This is a genomic window from Pseudomonas sp. CFBP 8771 (genome assembly GCF_014841695.1).
GTDB classification, from domain to species: Bacteria; Pseudomonadota; Gammaproteobacteria; order Pseudomonadales; family Pseudomonadaceae; genus Aquipseudomonas; species Aquipseudomonas baltica.
On the sequence record NZ_JACYUJ010000001.1, the window covers coordinates 481974 to 505080 of the forward strand.

At 63.7% G+C, this 23107-nt stretch carries 19 protein-coding genes; 13 read left to right on the top strand and 6 right to left on the bottom strand.

The genetic code is table 11. The annotated features are described in order from the left end of the window. Nucleotides 1-2: 2 nt before the first annotated feature. Together IFT80_RS02175 and IFT80_RS02180 are read right to left on the bottom strand one after the other, a co-directional pair. Nucleotides 3-1364 carry an iron-containing redox enzyme family protein gene (locus IFT80_RS02175; RefSeq protein ID WP_192136637.1) on the bottom strand — a complete coding sequence of 454 codons (1362 nt, stop codon included), beginning with the start codon at nucleotides 1362-1364 and terminating at the stop codon, nucleotides 3-5. An 85-nt stretch (nucleotides 1365-1449) separates the two neighbouring features. After that, the gene (locus tag IFT80_RS02180; RefSeq protein WP_342214322.1) at nucleotides 1450-2967 is read right to left on the bottom strand and encodes an MFS transporter; all 1518 of its coding nucleotides are present in this window, start codon (nucleotides 2965-2967) and stop codon (nucleotides 1450-1452) included. Between the two features lie 104 nt (nucleotides 2968-3071). Here IFT80_RS02180 and IFT80_RS02185 point away from each other — a divergent pair, with 104 nt between their 5' ends. From IFT80_RS02185 to IFT80_RS02225, 9 genes are all read left to right on the top strand, one after another. Continuing rightward, a complete protein-coding gene (locus IFT80_RS02185; protein ID WP_192054399.1) occupies nucleotides 3072-4124 on the top strand; it encodes a LacI family DNA-binding transcriptional regulator in 1053 nt (350 codons plus the stop codon). 817 nt (nucleotides 4125-4941) lie between these two features. Continuing rightward, entirely contained in the window at nucleotides 4942-5973 is a 1032-nt protein-coding gene (gene gmd / locus IFT80_RS02190) for a GDP-mannose 4,6-dehydratase (RefSeq protein WP_122478519.1), read from the top strand. Between the two features lie 43 nt (nucleotides 5974-6016). Further along, nucleotides 6017-7171, top strand: a complete 1155-nt coding sequence (locus IFT80_RS02195; protein ID WP_192136638.1) for an outer membrane beta-barrel protein — start codon at nucleotides 6017-6019, stop codon at nucleotides 7169-7171. A gap of 26 nt (nucleotides 7172-7197) precedes the next feature. Next, nucleotides 7198-7704: a polysaccharide biosynthesis/export family protein gene (locus IFT80_RS02200; RefSeq protein WP_122478517.1), complete on the top strand. Its 507-nt coding sequence runs from the start codon at nucleotides 7198-7200 to the stop codon at nucleotides 7702-7704. A gap of 1 nt (nucleotide 7705) precedes the next feature. Next, nucleotides 7706-9928: a GumC family protein gene (locus tag IFT80_RS02205; RefSeq protein WP_122478515.1), complete on the top strand. Its 2223-nt coding sequence runs from the start codon at nucleotides 7706-7708 to the stop codon at nucleotides 9926-9928. Between the two features lie 114 nt (nucleotides 9929-10042). Further along, entirely contained in the window at nucleotides 10043-11437 is a 1395-nt protein-coding gene (locus IFT80_RS02210; RefSeq protein WP_122800674.1) for an undecaprenyl-phosphate glucose phosphotransferase, read from the top strand. Between the two features lie 14 nt (nucleotides 11438-11451). Then, on the top strand, nucleotides 11452-12810 hold the full coding sequence (locus IFT80_RS02215) for a lipopolysaccharide biosynthesis protein (RefSeq protein ID WP_185793558.1): 1359 nt from the start codon (nucleotides 11452-11454) through the stop codon (nucleotides 12808-12810). Further along, nucleotides 12807-13754, top strand: coding sequence for a glycosyltransferase family 2 protein (locus IFT80_RS02220; protein WP_122478509.1), 948 nt, complete (start codon nucleotides 12807-12809; stop codon nucleotides 13752-13754). Before IFT80_RS02215 ends, IFT80_RS02220 begins: the two co-directional genes overlap by 4 nt. Nucleotides 13755-13782: 28 nt before the next feature. Further along, nucleotides 13783-15066 carry a hypothetical protein gene (locus IFT80_RS02225; RefSeq protein ID WP_185793557.1) on the top strand — a complete coding sequence of 428 codons (1284 nt, stop codon included), beginning with the start codon at nucleotides 13783-13785 and terminating at the stop codon, nucleotides 15064-15066. Here IFT80_RS02225 and IFT80_RS02230 read toward each other — a convergent pair. Continuing rightward, the gene (locus tag IFT80_RS02230; protein WP_342214323.1) at nucleotides 15050-16099 is read right to left on the bottom strand and encodes a glycoside hydrolase family 5 protein; all 1050 of its coding nucleotides are present in this window, start codon (nucleotides 16097-16099) and stop codon (nucleotides 15050-15052) included. The genes IFT80_RS02225 and IFT80_RS02230 overlap by 17 nt on opposite strands. 181 nt (nucleotides 16100-16280) lie before the next feature. Here IFT80_RS02230 and IFT80_RS02235 point away from each other — a divergent pair, with 181 nt between their 5' ends. Beyond that, nucleotides 16281-17015 (top strand): WecB/TagA/CpsF family glycosyltransferase, encoded by a 735-nt coding sequence (locus tag IFT80_RS02235; RefSeq protein WP_122478503.1) that lies wholly within the window; start codon nucleotides 16281-16283, stop codon nucleotides 17013-17015. A gap of 67 nt (nucleotides 17016-17082) precedes the next feature. Here the strand turns inward: IFT80_RS02235 and IFT80_RS02240 are convergent, their stop codons facing one another. The 3 genes from IFT80_RS02240 to IFT80_RS02250 form a co-directional block, all read right to left on the bottom strand. Beyond that, complete coding sequence (locus IFT80_RS02240) at nucleotides 17083-17295, bottom strand: hypothetical protein (RefSeq protein ID WP_185793556.1); 213 nt, start codon at nucleotides 17293-17295, stop codon at nucleotides 17083-17085. A gap of 93 nt (nucleotides 17296-17388) precedes the next feature. Beyond that, the gene (locus IFT80_RS02245; RefSeq protein WP_122478499.1) at nucleotides 17389-18063 is read right to left on the bottom strand and encodes a histidine phosphatase family protein; all 675 of its coding nucleotides are present in this window, start codon (nucleotides 18061-18063) and stop codon (nucleotides 17389-17391) included. A 184-nt stretch (nucleotides 18064-18247) separates the two neighbouring features. Next, nucleotides 18248-19024: an IclR family transcriptional regulator gene (locus IFT80_RS02250; RefSeq protein ID WP_185793555.1), complete on the bottom strand. Its 777-nt coding sequence runs from the start codon at nucleotides 19022-19024 to the stop codon at nucleotides 18248-18250. Between the two features lie 114 nt (nucleotides 19025-19138). Here IFT80_RS02250 and IFT80_RS02255 point away from each other — a divergent pair, with 114 nt between their 5' ends. The 3 genes from IFT80_RS02255 to IFT80_RS02265 are packed head-to-tail and all read left to right on the top strand — an operon-like array spanning nucleotide 19139 to nucleotide 23107. After that, the gene (locus IFT80_RS02255) at nucleotides 19139-20662 is read left to right on the top strand and encodes an MFS transporter (protein ID WP_342214324.1); all 1524 of its coding nucleotides are present in this window, start codon (nucleotides 19139-19141) and stop codon (nucleotides 20660-20662) included. An 8-nt stretch (nucleotides 20663-20670) separates the two neighbouring features. After that, a complete protein-coding gene (locus IFT80_RS02260; protein WP_240998795.1) occupies nucleotides 20671-21699 on the top strand; it encodes an HlyD family secretion protein in 1029 nt (342 codons plus the stop codon). A 1-nt stretch (nucleotide 21700) separates the two neighbouring features. Next, complete coding sequence (locus IFT80_RS02265; RefSeq protein ID WP_192136639.1) at nucleotides 21701-23107, top strand: efflux transporter outer membrane subunit; 1407 nt, start codon at nucleotides 21701-21703, stop codon at nucleotides 23105-23107.

Consider the following 23107-nt stretch of genomic DNA (forward strand, 5'->3'; position numbering starts at 1 on the left):
CCTCAATATTCATGGCTCAGCGCTCCCTCGCTCAGTCGCTGAGTGAATGCCCGGGTCGCTTCCAACCCCTCGGGCGATGCGTGCAGCGATGGCGACATCTTGCGAATCAGTGCCTGGGTCGGTTCCGCAGGCCGGGCTGTGCCGGTCGCAATGGGCGCCGCGGGTGCGCGCCGGCGAAAGCGTGCCCTGAACGGATTGCTGGCGCCGGACTGATCGTCCAGCCAATCGCCGGCGATCCAGTCCTTGAGCAGCTGCCGTTCGTAACCGTTGAACACGCCGAACATGGGCGCGCCCGGCCCATCGAGCATCTGCCAGAAACGGCTGGCCTCGGGGTCCTGGTGTCGCTTGATCCAGCCCTTGTTTTCCAGCGCGGTCAGAAAATCGCCGCACTGGCCCGGCTTGGCCAGCCACTCGTTGACGGTCCTGCCTTCGAGGCGGCAGTAGTCTGAATGCATGTACTGGCCAAAGCCGCGCTTGCGCTCCAGCATCTGCACCACCTCATGGTCCAGATCGAAGTCCTCGATCACTGCGGCAGAGCCGATACCCAAGTCGTTGAGGTTGTAGCCTGCCCGCAGCCTCTGCAGAAACGCAGCGTTGTCCGCACCGCCCGGCAGCAGATCGAGAACAGCCGCTACCGCCTTGTGTGCATGCCCGGTGCCAGCGTTGTCGATGGTCACGTGCAAGGTGAAATAGTAAGGGTCGATGCCCAGCTCGTTCAGTTCGAACGCAGTGATCAGCAGGTGCAGCGGCAGTTGCTCGTAGCCCAGGTTGTAGCCGATCACCTCGGGCAGGAAGTCCTCGCTGGCCTGGCCCAAGGCCAACTGAATGGCGCCTTGCAGGTACAGCTCGTCGGCCAGGTCGTGGGTCGCCAGGCAGTCGTGCTCGGCCAACAGCGCGCGGTACAGCGTGACGTGGTTGAGCGAGGGATCACCGTCGCCCAACTCTTCGAGGTAGGTGCGGATCAGGCCGTGATAGCGCCAGTCCGCCGCATGCTTGACGGTGCCGAACAACCACGCGCCATCGACCAGCTTGCTCGGTGCCACCTGTTGCAGAAAATACAGGGCGTGGGCTTTGTTGCTGAAAAACCGTCGGGGCGCCCCGGCGTGGCGCAGGGCAAGATACTCGGAATACTGGCGACCCACCGCCGCGGCGTTGTCGGCCACCCACTGCAGCAGCTGCGCAGGTTCCGCGGGCATCGGGCAGGGCAACTCGGCCGCCAGCGCCAGTTGTTCTTCGAGAAACTGCTTCGCCAGCCCTGGCTCAGTGGCGTCGGTCTGGTCGAGCAGCGACCGGTAGAGCGGCAGGGCAGTACGCTCGGGCCTGGCCCCTGAATGCGGATGGCCAGTGGATTCAAGCGGGATCATGACAGCACCCATCGTGTTTTTGGTGTCTGGTTTCGAGTGAGTGCGCCTGCAGAAATTCACCTGGACCGACGAACGCCCCCGCCGATCACGCCGCTTGGCTGTGGGTGTGCCCATGGCGATGCAGCGCCACCCAGATCACCACGCTGAGAACCCCGATCAAGGTCGCTGCCGATCCCAGCACCAGGTTGTGCGACGTGCTGAACGCGGCTTGGCCAGCGGCGACCAGCTCGGCAGCCTGCGGGCCACCCAGCGCCTTCGCCGCGCTCATGGTTTCACCGATCGAATGCCGGGCCGTCTCCGCGATTGCCGGGGGCAACCCATCGGGCAGCTGGATGGAGCGGGTGTAGCCGCTGCCCAGGACGATACCGAACCCGGTGATGCCCAGCCCTGTGCCCAGGTCATAGCTGGTGGCTTCGAGCGCGCCGGCCGAGCCGGCCTTGTGCGGCGGTGTACTGCTCATGATCGCCACCGACGATGCCGTCAGGCCAATGCTCAGGGACAGACCCAGCACCACCAGCAGGCCGATCACGGCCCATCCGCTGTGGTGCAGGTCAGCCATGGCCAGCCCTGCCAGGCTGGCGCTGGCAGCAGCCAGCGACAGACTGCCGACCCAGCGCAGGCCAATGGCACGCAACAGCAGACCCGCCATGGGCCCGCCGACCGCCGAGGCGATCATCAACGGCAAGAGGAACATGCCGGCCTGGAGCGGTGTCTGGCCGAGCACGAATTGCAGCTCCTGGGCCAGCATCAATTCGACCCCGGCCAGGGCGCCCATCACCACCAACGCCATGACCACGCCTGCGCTGATCGCCGGTGAGCGGAACAGGCTGAGGTCGAGCATGGGGCGTGCGGCGTGCAATTGCTTGTGCCCGAACCAGCCCAGCATGGTCAGGCCGATTAGTGCCGAGGCGCTGGTGACGAACACCGAGCTGCCGGGCTTGAACCCGGACTTGAGCGCATAGACAGTGGCCATGATACCCAGCATCAGGATCAATGCCTGGCCGATGGTCCAGTTGCCGTCGCCGGTGATGGAGGTGCGCGGCACATGCTTGAGCACCAGCGGCATCACCACCAGCATCACCGGCACATTGACCAGAAACACCGCGCCCCACCAGAAATGCTCGAGCAGGGCGCCGCCCACCAATGGCCCGATGGCCGCACCTGCTGAGCCGGTGGCACCCCAGACGCCCAGCGCCAGGGCCCGCTCGCGCTCGTCGTCGAAGGTTTGGCGGATGATCGCCAACGTGCAGGGAATGATCATCGCCGAGCCGAAGGCCATGAACGCCCGAGCGGCGATCAGAGTGGCCACGCTGGGCGAGAACGCCGCAAGCACCGAGCCGAGGCTGAAGATGCACAACCCGGTGATCAACAGCTGGCGATGGCCGATCCGATCGGCGAGGGTACCCATGGGGATCAGCAGGCTGGCCATGATCAACGGGTAGATATCGATGATCCACAGCACTTCGGTGCCAGTGGCCTGCAGCGCCAGGGTCAGCGAAGGGACCGCCACGTGCAGGATGGTCACGTCCAGCACCACGGGCAGAAACACCATCATGACCGCGACCAGCACCCACCAGCGTTTTGCAGATTGAGACGACGACACGGGACTTCCTTGAATTATCGAACGGGCCGCAGGTGCAGCGGCCCGGCACGCGCTGATACCATCACGCCATTGTTCCTGAAGCAAGCTGAGGCACGCGGCACACCATGACGGCAAAGCAACCGGGCAGCAAGGGACGCAGTACCCGCGGTATCACCTTGGTGGATGTCGCGCGTCTGGCCGGTGTGGCGCCGATGACCGTCTCGCGTTATCTGAACGCGCCGGATGCGGTGCGCGAGGAAACCCGGCTGAAGATTCAGCAGGCCATCGTCCAGACCGGCTACGTGCAGAACCGCCTGGCCAGCTCCCTGGCGAGCAATCGCAGCCGCCTGGTCGCCGTGGTCCTGCCGATGGTCACCAACCCGCTGTTCTCCGACACCTTCCAGGCGATCAACGAACGCCTGATGCAGGCAGGCTACCAGGTGCTGCTCGGCGTTTCCGGTTATCAGAGCGAACAGGAGCAGCACCTGCTCGACGTCATCCTCAGTCGACGCCCCGACGGCATCATCCTCACCGGCACCCTGCACACCCAGGCCAGTCGCGCGCGCTTGCGTGCCGCGGCTGTACCCGTGGTGGAGACCTGGGACCTGACCGACGACCCCATCGACATGCTGGTGGGCTTTTCCCATGAACGCGTGGGCAGCGAGGTCGCGCAACGCCTGCTGCGACTGGGCTACCGTCGATTCGCCCTGCTGGCGGTGGACGATCCGCGTGGATTGCGCCGTGCCCAGAGTCTGCTCGATGCTCTCACCCAAGCCGGCATCGGCGATGTTCAGCAGCAGATTTTCGCCGGCTTGCCGACCCTGGAGCAGGGGCGACGCGGGCTCGCTGCGCTGCTCGAGGACGATTGGCCAACCCCGCAGACGCCACCCTTGATGGTGGTCTGTACCTCCGACACCCTCGCTCATGGCGTGCTCACCGAAGCGGCTGCGCGTGGCTTGCCGGTGCCCGAGCGACTGGGTGTGATGGGCTTTGGCGACATGAACTTCGCCAGCCATACCTTTCCGGCCTTGTCCACGGTGCGCATTGACGGTGCGCAATTGGGTGCCTGTGCGGCTGACCTGTTGCTGCGCCGTCTGCAGCAGCCCGAGCAGGTTGCCGAGATCGTCGATATCGGCTTCTCCCTCATCGAGCGACAGAGCACTCGCGCCGTGTTCTGATTCAGCACCGCTGGAAGTCTTCTGCGTCTGCCGAAGCGACCGAAACCGATTTGAAGGAGTGGTTTCAGTAACGTACCCACGGTGCCTGGCTTTGGCACAGCGCTGCGCCCGCAAGTCAAGGCCCGTGCCGACGCACTGATCGATGAGACCCGTTGAGTCGGTTTACTGGCGTTTGTGCCTCCGCCAACGGTCAGGGTCCTGGCGGTATGGCCGCAAACCTGTTTCGCGTGCGTTGCACAGTGTTCCGTGGCCGATAGGTGCAGCCCTCGGCCACCGGGGGCTGTAGCGTGTCGGTCGTCGGGCGGTGGGCAATTTCGCCAATGAACCGTCGCTTTGCGCTGGCGATCTGCCATACACTGTCGCCATGAGCTTCATTGACGCCAATAAAATTGACGAATTGGGCCTGCAGATATTTGGCGCCATCAATCCAGTTTGCATAAGCCACTGATTTATAAGTACTTTCTAAAAAAATACAGCCCTGATAATTTATTTACATGCGGGTGATAGCACTCGGCTTGCACTGCCGGACTTCTGCCACCTAGTATCACCTCGCCTTACCGATGCCGCCCCAGAGTCGGCACTGACAAACAGCGACCTGTGGGTCGCACGAGATCGCCAATGCCTGGGTCACTCCGATTCGTTTCAGCGCCTTTGAGGACTAAACGAGAGGTGTACCTGTTTTTTTTGCTCCGATGCTGCGTTTAAACGACGTCCGGACTGAACCTTGTCGCAATAGCTTGTCCAAGGTCAGCTTCGCAGGATGTGCCGTTGGCGTTGCACCGGTCGTTGTTGCTTACCAAAGACTCTGGAGATTTGCATGAAAGCGATTGTCACCGGTGTAACCGGCCAGGATGGAGCGTATCTGACGCAGCTGTTGCTGGAGAAAGGCTACACCGTCTACGGTACCTACCGCCGCACCAGTTCGGTGAATTTCTGGCGCCTGGAAGAGCTGGGTGTCGCTGGCCACGCCAACCTGCACCTGGTCGAGTACGACCTGACCGACCTGTCGGCCAGCATTCGCCTGCTGCAGAACACCGAAGCCACCGAGGTCTACAACCTTGCGGCACAGAGTTTCGTCGGCGTGTCGTTCGACCAGCCGTTGACTACCGCCGAGATCACCGGAGTAGGGGTGGTCAACCTGCTCGAAGCGATCCGCATCGTCAATCCGAAGATCCGCTTCTACCAGGCGTCCACCTCGGAGATGTTCGGCAAAGTGCAGGCGATCCCGCAGATCGAAAGCACGCCGTTCTATCCGCGCAGCCCGTACGGTGTCGCCAAGCTCTACGCCCACTGGATGACCATCAATTACCGCGAGTCCTACGGGCTGTTCGCCACCAGCGGCATCCTTTTCAACCACGAGTCGCCACTGCGCGGCCGTGAGTTCGTGACCCGCAAGATCACCGACAGCGTGGCCAAGATCAAGCTCGGCAAGCTCGACGTGCTCGAACTGGGCAACCTCGACGCCAAGCGCGATTGGGGTTTCGCCAAGGAATACGTGGAAGGCATGTGGCGCATGCTGCAGGCCGACGAACCCGACACCTTCGTGCTGGCGACCAACCGTACCGAAACCGTGCGCGATTTCGTCAGCATGGCGTTCAAGGCTGTGGACATCAGCCTGGACTGGTCGGGCAAGGATGATGCGGAATGCGGCACCTGCCGCGCGACCGGCAAGGTGCTGGTCAAGGTCAACCCGATGTTTCACCGTCCGGCCGAAGTCGATCTGTTGATCGGTGATCCGGCCAAGGCGCGCGAGATACTGGGCTGGCAGCCGCAGACCAGTCTCGAGGAGCTTTGCCGAATGATGGTCGAGGCAGATCTGCGACGCAATGAAATCGGCTTTTCTTTCTAGGCGCCCTTGGCGTCTACCCCGAATCACGGCAGTGGGAATGGATATGAATAAACAACAGTGGATGGCATGCCTGGCGCTGGCGCCTTGGCCCTTGAGCGCTTGGGCGTTGGAACCGGCAAAGGTCGAGCTTGGTCCCGTGAACTTCACTCCGACATTGGAGATAAGCGAACGCTACGACGACAACTTTCGTGCAGTGGATCGCGATGAGGATGCGTCGTGGATCACCTCGGTCAAGCCGACCCTGTTGTTTACCCGCGAAACCCGCAACACCGGCTACAAGTTCCAGTATTCGGCCGACAGCCAGACCTACCTGGACCACGCCGACGCCAGTCACATCGACCACGATGCCGAGCTGAGCGGCGTGTGGGCCTTCGATTCGCGCAATCGTCTGGACGCCATTCTCGATTACAAGCGTGGTGAAGAAACCGTCGATTCCGCCGACGAGCGCGAAAACGACAAGTACACCCGTCAGGGCGGTCGCCTGAAGTACACCTTTGGCGCACTCAGTGCCATGAACCAGATCGAACTGGGCGGCGGCTACCGCCAGCAGCGCTATCGCAATGCCGAAGGCATCAACGATGACAAGGAATACGACGCTACCAGCGTCAGCGGTACCTGGTTCCATCGCCTGGGCGGCAGCACCCGTGCCCTGGTCGAACTGAACCACGTCGACTACGACTACCTGGACTTCGATCGTCGCAACAGCAAAGGCAACCGCGTGCTGTTCGGTATCGACCGCGATGTCACCGCCAAGCTCAGCGGTACCGCCCGCCTGGGTTACGAGCGCAAGGATTTCGAAAGCTCGCAGAGCAACGACTACGGCAGCGGTACCTGGGAAGTGGGCATGGACTACAAGCCACGCACCTATTCCACCATCTCGGTGAACATGCGCCGCGCCTTCGACGAAGGTGACGACGGTGCCAACACCGTGCACGTGACCAGCAGCCGCCTGGGCTGGCGCCACAGCTGGTCGTCGTTCTTCGCCACCGACGTCAACTATCGCTATGCAGATCGCGAGTACCTGGGCACGGGCGGTCGCGACGACAAGCAGAACGCCGCCGGCGCCGAGATCATCTACACCGCCAGCCGCTGGGCCGAGGTCGGCCTGGGCTACAGCCGCGTCGACAACAACTCGAACGTGAACAGCGAAGACTACGTTCGCAACATCTACCTGCTCAGCCTCAAGCTGTCCCTGTGAACTCAACCCAAAGGGGAGAAGCCACCATGTTCAAGCATGCATTGATTGTCGTACTGGCACTGTTCAGCCTGGGAGCCCAGGCCGATGCCTACAAACTCGCTTCGGGCGATGTCATCCGGGTGTCCGTACTGGGTGAACCCGATCTGACCAACGAGGAAGTCCACCTCAACGATTCCGGTACCTTTTCCTACCCCTTTCTCGGCAACGTGAAAGCCCTGGGCAAGACCACCGACGAGATCGAACGCGTCATCACCAAAGGTCTGAGCGGTGATTACCTCAAGGATCCGAAAGTGACCGTGAGCGTGGTCGAATACCGCCCCTTCTATATTGGCGGCGAAGTCAAGGCACCGGGCGGGTATCCCTACAAGCCGGGCCTGACCATGGACCGTGCCATCGCGCTGGCCGGCGGCCTGACCGAGCGTGCTTCGGTCAACCGCATCAACATCAATCGCGGCGGCAGTGCCAAAGCGGCCCAGTTGGCAACACCGGTAGAACCGGGCGACACCATCACCATTGACCAGGGGTTCTTCTGACATGAGCCAGATTGCCGTAAGAAACAGCCAGGGCGTTGCTCCCTGGCAGGCTGTGCCCGCGTCAGAAGAACGCGATGCGCTGGATTCGCGCAAACTGTGGCGCACGCTGTGGCGTCGCCGCGGCATGATCCTCGGCGTGTTCGCGGTAGGCACCGCCGCCGCCGTGATCTACGCGCTGAACATGACCCCGACCTATCGCTCCGTCGCCACTCTGGTCATCGAGCCCAGCGGTAACCAGGTCATCACGTTCCAGCAGACGCCGGACCGTCCCGATCCCAACAGCGATTACCTGCAGACCCAGATGGGCCTGATCCAGAGCCGCGAAGTGGCCGAGCGCGCCGTGCGCGAGCTCGACCTGTCGCACCACGAGGAACTGGACCCACGGCAGAAGCAGTCGCGCCTGGCCAAGATCAAGGCCCAGCTGTCCAACTGGCATGCCGACTGGTTCCCGCAGAGCTGGCACCAGGAGCTCAACTACACCGAGCAGCAGGCGTTCAACAGCGCCGTGATGGAACTGCGCCAGCGCACCAGCGTGACCGTCGTGGGCAAGAGCCACCTGGTCAGCATCGGCGTGACCATGGCCGATGCCGAAACCGGCGCGGCCACCGCCAACGCCTTGGCCCAGGGTTACCTGGCCAGCCGGCAGAACTCGCAGCAGCAGGAATCGCTGACCGCCAGCCGCTGGATGAACACCCGCATGGTCGAGCTGCGCACCCAGCTGCAGCAGGCTGAAAGCAAGTTGCAGGCTTATCGCGATGGCCAGGGCCTGGTCGATGTCGGCGGCGTGGCTACCATCACTGCCAACGAACTGGCTCGTACCAGCGACCGTCTGGTCGACGCACGCCGCGAACGTGCCGATGCCCAGAGCCAGTACCGTCAGGTGCAGGGTCTGTTGGCCCGCGGTGGCAACCTGGACCTGTCCAGCGTGCCTGCGGTCATCAACAACCCGGTGATCCAGCAGTTCCAGGCCGTGGCCGCTACTGCTCAGGCGCGGGTCGACGAATACAGCCAGCGCTACGGCGACAAGCATCCGCAGATGGTTGCCGCACGCTCCGAACTGCAAGCCGCCCAGGCCAGCCTGCGCAGCCAGGTCAGCCAGGTCGTCGCCGGCCTGCAGCACAACTATCAGTTGGCGCAGGACAACGAGAACTCGTTGCGCTCCTCGTTCAACACCAACAAGCAGGAAATCCAGGACATCTCCCGCAAGGAGTTCGCCCTGCGTGAACTGCAGCGCGATGTCGACAGCAACCGTGACGTGTACAACACGTTCATGACCAAGCTGCGCGAAACCATGGCGACTGCCGACCTGGTCTCGGGCAACGCCCGCGTGGTCGACCCTGCCATTGCACCGCTGTTCCCGACTACGCCGCGCAAGGCCATTCTGGTAGTGCTGGCCGCGCTGCTGTCGCTGATCGCCGGTTGCGCCATTGCCCTGCTGCGTGAAGCCTTGAACAACAGCTTCAAGAACAGCGCCGATGTCGAGCGTGCCCTGCAGCTGCCGGTACTGAGCGTGGTGCCGTTGCTCAAGCGCCGCAACCGTTCGCGCATCCACCGCCAGTTCGAGCGCAACGACGACGCGGCATTCGCCGAAGCCGTACGTACCCTGCGCACCGGCGTGATGCTCAACGACGACGATGTACGTCGCAAGACCCTGGTCCTGACCTCGACCACTCCAGGCGAAGGCAAGACCACCCTGGCGATCAACCTGGCCGGTGCCATGGCCCGCGTCGAACGCGTGCTGTTGGTGGAAGCCGACCTGCGCCGTCCGAAAGTGGCCACCAACCTGGGCCTGGACGCTCAGCACATCGGCCTGGCCGAGTTGCTGGCGGGCAAGGCGGGCGTCGATGACTGCCTGCAGACCATCGGTAGCCTGGACGTGATCTGCGCCGGTGAAATGCCGTACAACCCGCAGGAACTGCTGGCCAGCACGCGCATGCAGACCTTCCTGGAGTGGGCACGCCACCGCTACGACCGCGTGATTCTGGACACCCCGGCGAGCCAGTCGGTGAGCGACGCAGCACTGTTGTGCGGCATGGCCGATTCGGTGATCTACGTGATCAAGTCCGAAGCCACCAGCATGCCGCTCGTGCGCAAGAGCATCGGTCAGCTGTTGCAGACCGGCGCGCCGATCACCGGTGTGGTCCTCAACCAGGTGTCGCGTCCCGAACCCGGTCAGCGTCGCGACCACTACTATGACTACCTGCCGGCAGCCCCGGCCCAGTAAACCTTTCCGACCTTGCAGCCGCGCCGCTCTCCCTTCGGGGTGAGCCGTGCGCACGGCTGGTCGCGTTACGGAAAATGCCCAACCACGCCGCACTTGTCTGCAGAGGATACATCTATGATTGCGCCTCGCTTGCACCCGATGGTAAATCGTCGGGGCCTGACGTTCTGGACCATGTGGCTCGCGGGTGCCACGCTGGCATGCGCGCTGACATTCAGTGTCCTGTACGCACACTTCAACGAATTCCCGCCCCAGTATCGGGTCCTGATGATGATCGGGGTTCTGGCTTCGGTCCCCGTCTACAGTTTCCTGCACGTTTACCACAAGCGCTTGAACTACCTGAGCGGCCTGTTGCGCCTGCTCGGCGGCTGGCTGACCCTGGTCGCCGCCCTGGCGGTGGTCATCTGGCTCAGTGGCAGCCCGCAGACGTTGGCGCCCGGCATGGCCGTCAAGCTGATCGTCTACGGCTTCCTCGCCCAGGCGGCAACCTTTATCCCGCTGCGCTTCCTGCTCAACCGCCACAACCAGCGTCTGAAGAACGAGCGCAAGGCCGTGATCATCGGCGCCGGTGAACTGGCCGGCAAGCTGGCGCGCCAGCTCAAGCCGCGGGTTCCGGTGCTGGGCGTGATCGCGCCGGACGCCGAAGTCGATGCCGACTGGGTACCGGTGCCTGGCGTGCCGCACCTGGGCGGTTTCGACGAACTGCGCGACATCGTTCAGCGCGAGCAAGTGCGTCGGGTGTACATCGCCCTGCCACTGGATCGCATGGTGCAGATCGAATCGATCTACGTCGACCTGCTCGACCTGGCGGTGGACGTGGTCTGGGTGCCGGACTTCGGCAGCATGATGCTGCTCAACCAGTCGATCTCGCAGATCGAGCAGTTCCCGGCCATCTACCTCAACGAAACCCCGCTGAGCTCGCACCCTGCTGCGGCCATGGCCAAGGACCTGATCGACCGCAGCCTGGCGCTGCTGGCGATCATCGCCCTGGCACCGGTACTGATCAGCTGCGCAGTGGCGGTCAAGCTGTCCTCGCCAGGCCCGGTGTTCTTCCGCCAGGGTCGCGACGGCTGCAACGGCACCGTGATTCACGTCTACAAGTTCCGTTCGATGCGCATGCACGACGACCAGGAAGTGAAGCAGGCCACCCGCAACGATTCGCGCGTGACCCGCGTCGGTGCATTCCTGCGTCGTTCTTCGCTCGACGAGCTGCCGCAGTTGATCAACGTGCTGCGCGGCGAAATGGCTCTGGTCGGCCCGCGTCCCCACGCCATCGCCCACAACCATTACTACTGCGACAAATTGATGGCCTACATGGCACGTCATCGCATCAAGCCAGGCATCACCGGCCTGGCCCAGGTCAGCGGCTTCCGTGGCGAAACCGATACCCTGGACAAGATGCAGGGGCGCCTGGAGCGTGACCTGGCCTACATCAATCACTGGTCGTTGTGGCTGGACATCAAGATCCTGATCAAGACCCCGTTCACCCTGTTCTCACGGAACATCTATTGAGCCCGGAGGCTGGGATGGAACACGACTTGAGCCAGGGGCCGACACCGGCCCCCGGCCTCATTCAGCAGTTGCGCCAGAACCGCATGGTGCGGAATCTGGCGACCGCGCTCGGCGGCTCGGCCGGCGCGCAGCTGATCAACCTCGCGCTGATCCCGGTGATCATGCGTATCTACGGCCCCGAAGCGTTCGGGGTGGTGGGTACCTTCCTCAGCCTGACGATCATTCTGATCCCGGCCTGCAGCCTGACCTGGTCGATGGCCATCGTCCTGCCGCAAACCCACCGCGACGCCAGCGGGCTGGCCAAGCTGGCGACCGTGGTCGCCTTGCTGGTTTCCATACTGGTTGCCGGCGTGCTGTTGTGGTGGGGGCCGATGCTGGCCGAACGCTGGAACCTGTCACTGCTCACCCCGTACCTGATGCTGCTACCGCTGGTGATGTTCAGCTCGGCGGTGCTCGAAGTGCTGCAGCAGTGGCTCTACCGCCATGGTCGCTATCGCCTGACCGCCCGAGCCGCCACCAGCCATGCGCTGGTGTACAACGGCATGCGCAGTGTCGGCGGCCTGTTCAACAACAGCGCAACCATGCTGGTGGTCACCAGTGCCCTGTACTACGTAGTGCACAGCCTGCTGATCCTGATCGGCATGGCCATGAGCAAACCGGCTCCGGCCGAGGTTGCCGAAACCGACGAAGCGCCGCGCAAGACCCTGCGCCAACTGGCCAGCGAATACCGCGACTTCCCACTTTTCCGTGCCCCGCAGGTGTTGATCAACGCCTTGTCGGTGCACATGCCCACACTGGTACTGGCCTCGCTGTTCGGCGCCATACCGGCCGGCTATTTCGCCCTGTGCCTGCAAGTGCTGGCAATGCCCAGCAACTTCATCGGCAAGGCCATGGGCAGCGTCTTCTACCCGCGCATCGCCGCCGCCGTCCATGCGCGTGAAGCGGTGGTCGGCCTGCTGCTCAAGGGCGTCGGCGCGATGACGGCGATCGGCTCGGCGGGCTTCCTGATCCTGGTCATTGCCGGGCCCTGGCTGTTCACCGTGGCCTTCGGTGCCCAGTGGCACGAAGCGGGTGAATACGCGCGCTGGCTGGCCCTGGCGGAATTGGCCCGGTTCGCGGCGATGCCGTGCGAAGTAGCCATCCCGGCCTTGCGCCTGCAGGCCTACTTCCTGGGCTTCGAAGTCTTCGCGACTTCGCTGCGCTTCGGCGCGGTGGCCCTGGGCGCCTTCTGGGGCGGCTCGGCCCTGGCGGTGGTGATGGCCATCGCGGCAGCAAACATTTTCATCTATCTGGCGATGCTGTCGATCGTCGTATTCAAGGCGCGTGCCTGGCAGAACCGCCAGCGTGGCACTCTACAGGAGGCTGAAGCATGACCAGATCCAATAATGACGTATGCGCGATCATCCTCAACTGGAATGGCGCCGATACCACCATCGACTGCATCCGTGCTCTGGACGCGCACTGCCGCGTTCCGGTCGTGGTGATCGACAACGATTCCAAGGACGACAGCGTGTCGCGCCTGCAGCAGTTTCTCAACGATTCGACCGGCCCGGACGTACGGGTGATCGACGAGCGCGCCGCCGGCAGCTATGACACGCCCCATGAGCGCGTCTTGATCGTCAACGAAGGCAACCACGGCTACGCCGGCGGCAACAACGTGGGCATCGACTACGCGATACGCGCAGGCTATCGCTACATCTGGCTGCTCAACAACGATGTGACCGTCGAGGCCGGTGCGCTGGAAGCGCTGCGCGATACCCTGGAGCAGTCGCCCAAATGCGGCTTCTCGGCTTCCGTGCTGGTGTATTCGGACCGGCCACAGGTGGTCCAGTGCGTGGGTGGCGGAATGCTCTTCCCCTGGCTGGGCAAGACCAAGCTCATGGGCAAGAACCTGGATCGCACGCAACTGGCCACAGCCGGGCTGCCCGAGCCCGACTACCTGATGGGCGCCAGCCTGATGGTGCGTCGCGAGGTGATCGAAGAGGTCGGCATGATGGACCACCGCTACTTCATGTATTCCGAAGAAGTGGACTGGGAACGTCGCGCCGCCGCCGTGGGCTGGCATGGTCGTGTCGCTCTGAACAGCTTCGCTCGCCATGGCGACAGCGGCAGCACCCGTGGCCGCAGCCACATGTTCCACTTCTACCGCAACCGCGCGGCCATCATGTACAACAAGCGCTTTCATTCGACCGCGTGCACCTTCGTCTCGGCGATCGCGCTGGGCGCGATCACCGTGCTGCAGAACCGCGGCAGTGCCAAGAACATCAAGTTCGGCATCAAGGGCATCACCGAGGGCTTGGCGTTCAAATGGCGCTGAGTGATCTATCGTCCACGAGGTAACGGACATGCTCCAGGCTTTGTTCAATCCGCGCACGTTGCTGTGCCTGCTGGTGGTGGTCAACTCCGGCTTCGTTTTCCTGACCGACAACAAGCTGGCGGGGCTGCCGTACCTGCGTGAGCTGTACCTGGCCGGTGTGGTGGGCGCAGCGGTGTTGTTGCTGGCCATGTGGCAACGCCCGTGGCAGTCACGGGCCAGTATGTGGATCCTGTTCATGGGCGTGGCCCTGCCGGTGATGTCCGCACTGTTCTCCTGGTATCACTTCGAGCAGCCGCTGTTCTACGGCCTGCTCGAAGAGCGCCGCAACTTCCTCTACCTGCTGTTCTTCCCGGCCTTGTACCTGATGTTGAAGGCGCAACCGACCCAGGAGCAGCTCGAGCGCTATTTCCTGATCGGTGGCCTGGCGTGCGTGGCGGTAGGCTTCCTCTACTACTTCAAGATCGTCCCGGAAAACGCCGCCGTGGCGTTCAACGTCGACGAGAAGGACTACGGCCTCAACCCGTTGCGTCCGGATCGCTTCAGCATTGGCGGGTCGTATGTGTCGCTGTGCGCGATGATGCTGATGTACCGCCTGCGCCGTCGTATCGAATTGGTCCCGGTGCTGTTGCTCGGCTTGTTCGCCGCCTACCTGTGGCTGGTTCTGCAGACGCGTAACACGATGCTGGTGTGGACCCTGGCGGCGCTGTGGATCTTCCGTGCGCACCTGCATGTGCTGGTCAAGCTGGGCCTGGCAATGATCGTGGTGGGCGGAATCGCCTACATGGTGATGCCGGCGCCGTTCGAAGCGCAGTACGAGCGACTGATGGCCCTGGTGCAGGAAGCGACCGAGCCGGGTGGGGTGCGTGCCGATACCACGGCGATCATTCTGCGTGACACCGCGGCGAACTGGTACGTAGGGATGGGGGCGTTGTCGCTGCAGTGGCAGGGCGGGTTCTCGCGCCTGTACAGCTCGTACTTCTACCTGTCGGACGTGGGCTTGCTGGGCGTGCTGTATCGCTACGGCTTCATCATGCCGCTGATCATTCTGGTGTACTTCGTCGGATTCTGGAGAATCAGCCGTCAGTGCCGCAACAAAGGCGACCTGCTGGCTGCCTTCGTCCTGGACATGTGCTTCAACCTGATCAATCTGTTCCTGTCGCCGGCCATGATGTACGACGGCAACATCGCAGCGCTCGCGGTTGCGGCATTCGTCTATTACGGTCAGGTGAGGGTGCCGGCATCGCAACCGGCCGATCGTCCACTGGAACGACCGGCCGGCCCTGTGGGACTGCCGATCAGGTCGGGCCGATAGCCTTGCACTTCGGCTCTTTCAGGTACCTGCCCATGACCGACCATTGAGGACGGGCCTTGCCGTTGATCGGCTCGACCGCCATGAAGTAGCCACCCCAGTAAGGGCCGCTCGACCAGTAGGTGAGCGGCATGCACTGCAGGGCCAGGTACTTGTGCAGCCGCTCGGCCGCGTCCAGCCAGCGGGGGTCATTGTCAGGGACGCCGAACTCGCCGATGTGGCCTTTCTTGCCGTTGCGCTTGAGCCACTCGACGAAGGGCTTGGCTCGGTTTACCCCGATATCCGGATCCCATTTGCCGGAAATTCGATTCTTGTAGTTACCACTGCCGTCTGGATCGATGTAGATATGCGCGGAAAAGATCAGCTTGTTCGACGGGTCCTTGAGTTTGAGCAGCTCGTCGTTATAGTGCGGCCAGCGTTCGGCACTGGCCCACGAGCGGCCCTCGACGTAGATCGGACGAGTCTTGTCGATGCTGCGTATGGCGTCGATGCCAGCCTGCGCCGCAGTCGGCCAGATGGCGTCGGATTCGTCGTGCGGCTCGTTCATCAGGTCGTAGCCGGCCAGCGCACTGTAGGGGCTCCAGCGGCGGGCCATCTGAGTCATGAGGTTCTTGTAGTGAGCCACGGTGACTTCCTTGGTGCCGATGATCTTGCCGCGGTAGCGCCCGTAGTTGTGCACGTCGAGGATCACTTGCATGTTCGCCTGTGCAGCCTGCACCAGCATCTTGTCGATCAACTTGGCATAGGTGGGGTCGAATGCCCCACCCAGCGTGGGTTGCAGGCGCTCCCACTTGAGCGGAAAACGCACGCTTTGAATGCCGCGACGCTTCCAGTTGGCAAAGAAACCTTCGCGCGGAAAGAAATAATGCGTACCTTCCACGCCCGGAAACGCATTCTCGGAGAACTCTGCCCCCGATACGTTGATCTGAACCATCGGCACATCCGCGAATGCGGCGCCAGAGCCCAGCACCAGCGCCATCGACATCGCCGCACTCAACAGTGCACGACGAGGACGAGACGGGTGGAGTTGAGGCACGAAAGGTACTGCGCGCCCGGAATCTGCACGTGAATACAACCTTTTGCTGTTCATTGGCTCAGCCTATGGATGGAAACCAGTCAATTACCATGCTTCAGACGAATAAGCCGAATCGTCCAAGCTCCCGCAGCCTTTCTATGGCGCTGCATTAACGCATTCTAGAACTGATAGGACGGCCTGGATGAAAGTTTTTGGAATAGATTTCTACAAAGGTGACCAAACGCACTTGATCCGTGCCATCAAGGGCGACGTGAACAAGCCGTTTGGCTACGTGGTTACCGCCAACGTGAACCACGTTGTGCTGCTTGAAAACGACTCGGTTTTCCGCAATGCCTATGACGCGGCGGCCTACCGGGTCTGCGACAGCCGCGTACTGATGCCCGTGCTGCGCAAGTTCGACGCCGGTGTGCCCGAAGCCATCCCAGGCAGCACCCTGACCGTGTCGGTGATGGATGAAGCCCAGCGTGAAGGCTGGACCGTGACGGTCGTCGGCTCGACCACCGATGTGCTGCAGGTGCTGGCCCAGCGCTACCCGGCGGTGACGTTCCTGCACTACAACCCGCCGATGGGCTTCATCGACAACCCTGCAGAAGTGGAGGCCACCCTGCAGTTCGTCGAACAGCATCGGGCGCAGCTGGTGATCATGTCGGTCGGTTCGCCGCGCCAGGAACTGCTGTGCAAGATGATCGCCGACCGCGGCCTGGCCCACGGCGTAGGCTTGTGCACGGGCGCAGCGCTGAACTTCCTGTCGGGCAAGGTGCAACGCGCGCCGATGTGGGTGCAGAAGCTGTCACTGGAGTGGCTGCACCGCATCCTCAGCGAGCCGCGTCGCCTGGCCGGGCGCTATTGGCACGACGGACGGCGTATCGTGCCGATCATCGCGCGGCAGTATTCCCAGCAGCGCCAGAAGCCCTGAAAACGACAAAGCCACCCTAGGGTGGCTTTGTCGTTGTGCATTCCGGGGTTTTGCCTACGGCGGGCGCTCAGCGCTTGCCCATGGAGCGGCGCGTGCCGTTCGGCGCGCGGCCTGGGGTCTTGTCGTGGTTGGACTTGCCGGCGCCGGGGTAGCGAGCCGCTTCCTTGGCCGCGAAAGCACCGGGCTTGAACGGGAAGGTGAACGCCGGGACCGCTGCCTGGCTGTCGAGCTCGGCGTCCTGGACGAGCGGATCGGCATCGGGATGTTGACTGACAGGCATGGTGACTCCGGGGCAAGCGCGTTGAAAGGGAGGGGCAGTATACCCGAGCCTCCCTTGCAGCGCTTGGTGCCACTCACACGGCCCTGGCCGGTGTCAGACCGGGCAAGCCGTATGGCCGTTGTCCAGACCCTGCTTGACGTTGCGCGAGAGCAGGCTGGCCTTGCCGTCGTGCCAGGTCAGGGTCAGCACGTAGAGTGAGTCGAAATCGCCGGATTCCCAGTCGTCGGTGATGTTCATTTTCTGGCCCACGGCGCGGCCGGCCACTTCGTTGATCAGTTCCGGTAGGTAGCCGTGCGACCAGGCGGTGTAGATGACGGCATTGTGGTACTTGTCGCGCATCAGTTCCTTGGCCAGATCCTGGGTGTCGTTGGCGCCGTATTCGATGTTCACCGGCAGGCCGAGCTTGATCGCACTGGGGCTGATGGTCATCAGCGGGCGCAGGTAGCTGTAGGATTCGTCGTTCTCGCCTTCCTCGACGTGCCGGCCAGGGTCGGCGGCGAACACGAAATCGGCATTGCCGAACCGTTGTGGCAGCACCTCGGCCAGGTTCAGTGCGCGGTTGAGGCCCTGACAGTTGAGCTGGCCGAGGCCACCGGCGGGTTTCTCGGCGTGGCGCAGGAACACCAGGGTCTGCGTGCCATCCACTGGAGCCGCACGGCTGTCGCTGATTTCGAAGGCCAGGAAGGAACAGGTACCGGCCAACAGCATGGCGGGCAATGCGTAGTAGTAGCGTTTCAACTGCCGGGCACAGTTGCTCAAAGTTTTCATAGGATGGGTCTTGAACTCTCTTTGGGTTAGCTGACACACCCGTCCAATGCGTGCTGCGAGCAGCCGCCTGGGTCTCCCTGTCTTTGTTTTTCCTGCCTGTTATCCTGTGGCAGGGGCGACTCTCTGAGTGTCATGTTGCCTTTAGGTTCGGCACTTGTGCCAATCAAGATAGTGGCATTTTGTTTCAAATTGACGACGTCTCGCCTGTGCGCAGGCCTGCGCCCAGAGCACGGGTCAAGGCCTGGCGGGTATCGAACAACGCCTGGCGAAACACCTCATGCTGCGCCTCGACCCGCCATACCGGACCTACCAGCGCCAGGGCGTACTGACCTTGCGAGGTCTGCAGGGCCACGGCCACGGCACCAACGCCCATCATGTGCTCATTGGCGTCGCAGGCATAGTCCCGCACGCGAACCTCAGCCAGTTGTTCAAGCAAGTGCGGCAGGTCCGGTGTGCTGGGCGTCAGCGGCTCGAGCACCGGGCCGAGCAGTTGCACGACGGCTTCGTCGCTCATCTTGGCCAGCAATGCCTTGCCCCCCGAGGTCGCGTAGACGCTGAGGAAACTCCCGGAGGAGGGCGCCACACGCAGCGGCTGCGGCGACACCACCGAGTGCAGCAGCATCAGGTGGGTGCCGTTGCGGTTGACCAGTACCGAGGTTTCTCCGGTGCGCTCGGTCAGTGCCTCCATATAGGGGCGGACCTGCTGGATGATGTCGACATGGCTGTTGGAGGCCAGGCGCATCAATGCCGGGCCCAGGCACACGCCGCCGGCGCCGTGCACCTTGAGCAGCTCTTCGTGGGCCAGGGCGTCGACCAGCCGCTGCACCGTGGAGCGGGGTAGCTCGATGCGCTTGGCGATTGCGCCCAGGCTCAAGCCGTCGGGTTCGCTTTCGAGGCAGCGCAGGATAGCCGCTGCCCGGGAAATGACTTGAATACCGTTGCGATCGTTGTCGCTGCTCATGCAATTTGCCTTTTGTATCGCTGTTCGGTACAGTGTACCGAAATAGTGACCCAGCCAACAGGTTACCGAGCCAACAGTCAGTCTGTCGTTGGTTGCCGCCAGCAGGATTTCTTTGTGTCCCCACCTTCACCCCCAGCCCCGACCCCTTTCGGCGGGCGCCTGGCACTCGGCCTGATCGGCGTATTGATCGCCGCGCTGACGTCCGGCATCAATGACCGTGTCACCGACATTACCCTGGCCGACCTGCTGGGCATCTACGGTTTCGGCCACGATGAAGGCAGTTGGGTCAGTTCTGCCTATGCTGCCGCCGAGGTCTCGGCGATGCTGCTGGCGCCCTGGCTGGCGGTAACGTTTTCGCTGCGCCGCTTCGCCATCGTGGTCACCGTGGCCTTCGCCGGTTTCGGCGCACTGTGCCCGTTCGCGCCCAATCTGGAAAGCCTGCTGCTGTTGCGCGTGCTTCAGGGCCTCGCCGGCGGGGCGCTGCCACCGCTGCTGATGACCGCCGCGCTGCGTTTCCTGCCGTGGCACATCAAGTTGTACGGGCTGTCCGCCTATGCGCTTACCGCCACCTTCGGGCCGAACCTGGCGATGCCGCTCGCCGCGCTGTGGACCGAGGGCGGCGACTGGCGCATGGTGTTCTGGCAGATCATTCCAGCGTGCCTCATCGGCGCCGCCTGCATTGCCTACGGCCTGCCCCAGGATCCCTTGCGCCTGGAGCGCTTCAAGCAGGCCGACTGGCGCGGTGCCTTGCTCGGGACCGCGGGCATCAGCATGCTGATCATCGGCCTGACCCAGGGCGAGCGGCTCGACTGGCTCGACTCGCCGTTGATTGCCTTGCTGCTGATCGGCGCCGGCGTCTGCCTGCCGCTGTTCCTGCTCAACGAGTGGTTCCACCCGCTGCCACTGTTCAAGCTGCAGTTGCTGGGCCGGCGCAACTTCGCCTTTGGCATCACCACGCTGTGCCTGTTCCTGTTCGTCGGCATGGCCGGCAGCGCGATTCCGGCAGGCTACCTGACCCACATCCAGGGCTATCGGCCGCTGCAGACCATGCCCACCGCGCTGTGCATCGCCTTGCCGCAGCTGCTCGTCGCGCCACTGGTGGCGTTCGTCATCAACCGCAACTGGGTGGATTCGCGCTATGTGATGGCGGCCGGTTTCGGCCTGCTGACCCTGGCCCTGCTCGGCGGCTCGCAGATCACCGGCGAGTGGATCCGCGACGACTTCTATCTGTTGCAGGCTTTGCACACGTTTGGCCAACCGATGGTGGTGGTGCCGTTGCTGATGATCGCCACCGGCGTGATTCATCCGCTGGAGGGCCCGTTCGCCTCGTCCATGGTCAACACCCTGCGCGGGCTGTCTTCGGTGGTGGCCGGCGTGGTGCTGGAGAATTTCGTCACCGCCCGCGAGCACCTGCACTCCAACACCTTGCTCGACCAGCTCGGCAACAGCTACCAGAGTCTGATGCCGCTCTACGGCGAACCGGCCGCCGAGATGGCCGGTCGCGTGCGCGCGCAAGCGTTCGTGCTCAGCTACAGCGACGCGTTCCTCGCGCTGCTGGCCTTCATCGCCGTGCTTCTGGTGGTGTTGGTAACCCTGCCCAAACGCGCCTATCCACCGCAACCCCCGGTACCGTCATGAAATCCGTTATGAACAACCGAACCGCTGTATCCCTCATCGGCGCCGCCATCCTCGTCTGCGCGGCCTATGGCCTTTATCACGTGCTGCACAGCGATGGTGTGCAGCGCACCGACGATGCCTACATCCGCGCCGACTCGGTGCTGGTGGCGCCACGGGTAGCCGGGGTGGTCACCGAGGTGCTGGTGCAGGACAACCAATCGGTCCAGGCCGGGCAGTTGCTCGCGCGTCTGGACGAGCGCGACTACGCGGCATCGGTCGCGGCCGCCCAGGCCAATGTCGGTGCCGCACAGGCACAGGTGAAGAATCTGCGCGCCAGCATCGAGCGTCAGGCGGCCGTGATCGACCAGGCCAGCGCCGCGACCCGTGCCACTGCCGCTTCGCTGAAGTTTGCCCAGGCCAACGCCCAGCGCTACCGCAACCTGTCCCAGGCCGGCGCCGGCACCCAGGAAGAGCGGCAGAAGGCTGAGGCCGAACTGCAGGGCTGGGAAGCCTCGCGTGACCGCGATGCGGCCTCGCGGGTCGCGGCCCAGCGGACTCTGGACGTGCTCAAGGCCGAACTGGAAGTGGCCGAGGCAGCAGTGGACAAGGACCGCTCCGCGTTGCAGCAGGCCGAGCTGAACCTGTCGTACACGCAGATCCTGGCACCCGCCGATGGCATGATCGGCCAGCGTTCGGTGCGTGTGGGCGCCTACGTCGCGCCCGGTCGACCCCTGCTGGCCCTGGTGCCGCTGCACCAGGCGTTCGTGGTCGCCAATTTCCGCGAAACCCAGTTGGCACACATGCACGCCAGGCAGCGTGTGGACATTCGTGTCGACAGCATTCCCGACCAGGTTTTCCGCGGCCATATCGACAGCGTGGCACCGGCCACCGGCCTGTCGTTCGCGCCGATCAGCCCGGACAACGCTACAGGCAACTTCACCAAGGTGGTGCAGCGCATCCCGGTGAAGGTGGTGTTCGAGGCCGACCAACCGCACCTTGACCGTCTGCGGGTGGGCCTGTCGGTGGTCGCGTCGGTCGATACCACCCAGGAGCCCTGAAATGAAACGTGCATTGCTGGTTCTAGCCTTGAGCAGCCTGGGCGCCTGCAGCGTCGGCCCGGACTTCCAGCGTCCTCGGGCAGCGTTGCCAACCCAGTGGCAGGACAGCGCCGGGACGCGCGCCGACGCGGCGCTTGACGCCGCCTGGTGGCAGCAGCTGGGCGACCCGCAACTGACCGCGCTGGTCACCCGTGCGGCCAAAGCCAACCTGGACATCCGCTCGGCGAGCAACCGCGTGCAGCAAAGCCAGGCCCTGCGCCAGGTCAGCGGCAGCCAGCAATTGCCCGGGCTCAGCGCGCGTGGTGGCTACCAGCGCGAGCGCAACAGTGGCGAGGGGTTGAACGATCCGTCCGGCCAGAACGGCCGGGCGCCTTTCGAACTGTGGAGCGGGGCGCTCGACGCCAGCTGGGAAGTGGACCTGTGGGGCCATGTCCAGCGCAGCGTGGAGATGGCCGAGGCCGACGTCCGGTTCAGCCAGGCCGAGCGCGATGCGGTCGGCTTGAGTATCGCGGCGCGCACCGCCACCGACTACATCCGCCTGCGTGGCGTGCAGGCACGCCTGGCGGTGGCGCGGCAGAACCTGGATATAGCCCGGCAAAGCCAGCGCCTGACGCAGACCCGGTACGACAACGGCGTCACCACCAACCTGGACACCGCCAACGCCGCCGCACTGGTGGCAACCATCGAAGCGTCGCTGCCGATGCTGCAGGCGCAACAGGACCGCTTGATCAACGCCCTGAGCTACTTGCTGGCGGAGCCGCCCCGGGCCCTGGCCGACGAACTGCGCACCCCGCAGGTCATTCCCAACCCCGCCCCGGACGTGCCCATGGGGGTGCCCTCGGAGCTGGCGCGGCGCCGGCCCGACATCCAGCGCAGCGAAGCCGCCCTGCATCGCGCCACGGCAGCCATCGGCGTGGCCAAGGCGGATTTCTATCCGCGGGTCAGCCTGGGCGCCAGCTTCGGTTTTCAGGCGCTGGCCGGCTCGGACCTGGGCGGCTGGGATTCGCGCAGCTGGTCGTTCGGCCCCAGCCTTTACCTGCCGATCTTCCAGGGCGGGCGACTGACCGGCACCCTCGAGCTGCGCGAGCACCAGCAGCAGCAAGCGGCGCTGGACTACCAACGGGTGGTGCTGGCGGCCTGGCACGAGGTCGACGATGCCATGAGCGACTATGCCGCCGAACAGCAGCACCACGCGGCGTTGGGCGAGGCAGTGCGGCAGAACACCGTGGCCCTGGGCACTGCCCGCGACCGCTACAACCAGGGCGCCACCGACTTCATCAATGTGCTGGGTGTACAGCGTGCGCTGCTGGCCACGCAAACCCAGCTGGTCGACAGCGACACCGCGGCGGCGATCGACCGTGTGCGTCTGTATCGGGCCCTTGGCGGAGGATGGCCGAAAGACGCCTGA

Coding starts and splice junctions, on each gene's coding strand:
- IFT80_RS02175 (WP_192136637.1), bottom strand. CDS start 1,364: ATGATCCCGCTTGAATCCACTGGCCATCCGCATTCAGGGGCCAGGCCC.
- IFT80_RS02185 (WP_192054399.1), top strand. CDS start 3,072: ATGACGGCAAAGCAACCGGGCAGCAAGGGACGCAGTACCCGCGGTATC.
- gmd (WP_122478519.1), top strand. CDS start 4,942: ATGAAAGCGATTGTCACCGGTGTAACCGGCCAGGATGGAGCGTATCTG.
- IFT80_RS02195 (WP_192136638.1), top strand. CDS start 6,017: ATGAATAAACAACAGTGGATGGCATGCCTGGCGCTGGCGCCTTGGCCC.
- IFT80_RS02200 (WP_122478517.1), top strand. CDS start 7,198: ATGTTCAAGCATGCATTGATTGTCGTACTGGCACTGTTCAGCCTGGGA.
- IFT80_RS02205 (WP_122478515.1), top strand. CDS start 7,706: ATGAGCCAGATTGCCGTAAGAAACAGCCAGGGCGTTGCTCCCTGGCAG.
- IFT80_RS02210 (WP_122800674.1), top strand. CDS start 10,043: ATGATTGCGCCTCGCTTGCACCCGATGGTAAATCGTCGGGGCCTGACG.
- IFT80_RS02215 (WP_185793558.1), top strand. CDS start 11,452: ATGGAACACGACTTGAGCCAGGGGCCGACACCGGCCCCCGGCCTCATT.
- IFT80_RS02220 (WP_122478509.1), top strand. CDS start 12,807: ATGACCAGATCCAATAATGACGTATGCGCGATCATCCTCAACTGGAAT.
- IFT80_RS02225 (WP_185793557.1), top strand. CDS start 13,783: ATGCTCCAGGCTTTGTTCAATCCGCGCACGTTGCTGTGCCTGCTGGTG.
- IFT80_RS02235 (WP_122478503.1), top strand. CDS start 16,281: ATGAAAGTTTTTGGAATAGATTTCTACAAAGGTGACCAAACGCACTTG.
- IFT80_RS02240 (WP_185793556.1), bottom strand. CDS start 17,295: ATGCCTGTCAGTCAACATCCCGATGCCGATCCGCTCGTCCAGGACGCC.
- IFT80_RS02245 (WP_122478499.1), bottom strand. CDS start 18,063: ATGAAAACTTTGAGCAACTGTGCCCGGCAGTTGAAACGCTACTACTAC.
- IFT80_RS02250 (WP_185793555.1), bottom strand. CDS start 19,024: ATGAGCAGCGACAACGATCGCAACGGTATTCAAGTCATTTCCCGGGCA.
- IFT80_RS02260 (WP_240998795.1), top strand. CDS start 20,671: ATGAACAACCGAACCGCTGTATCCCTCATCGGCGCCGCCATCCTCGTC.
- IFT80_RS02265 (WP_192136639.1), top strand. CDS start 21,701: ATGAAACGTGCATTGCTGGTTCTAGCCTTGAGCAGCCTGGGCGCCTGC.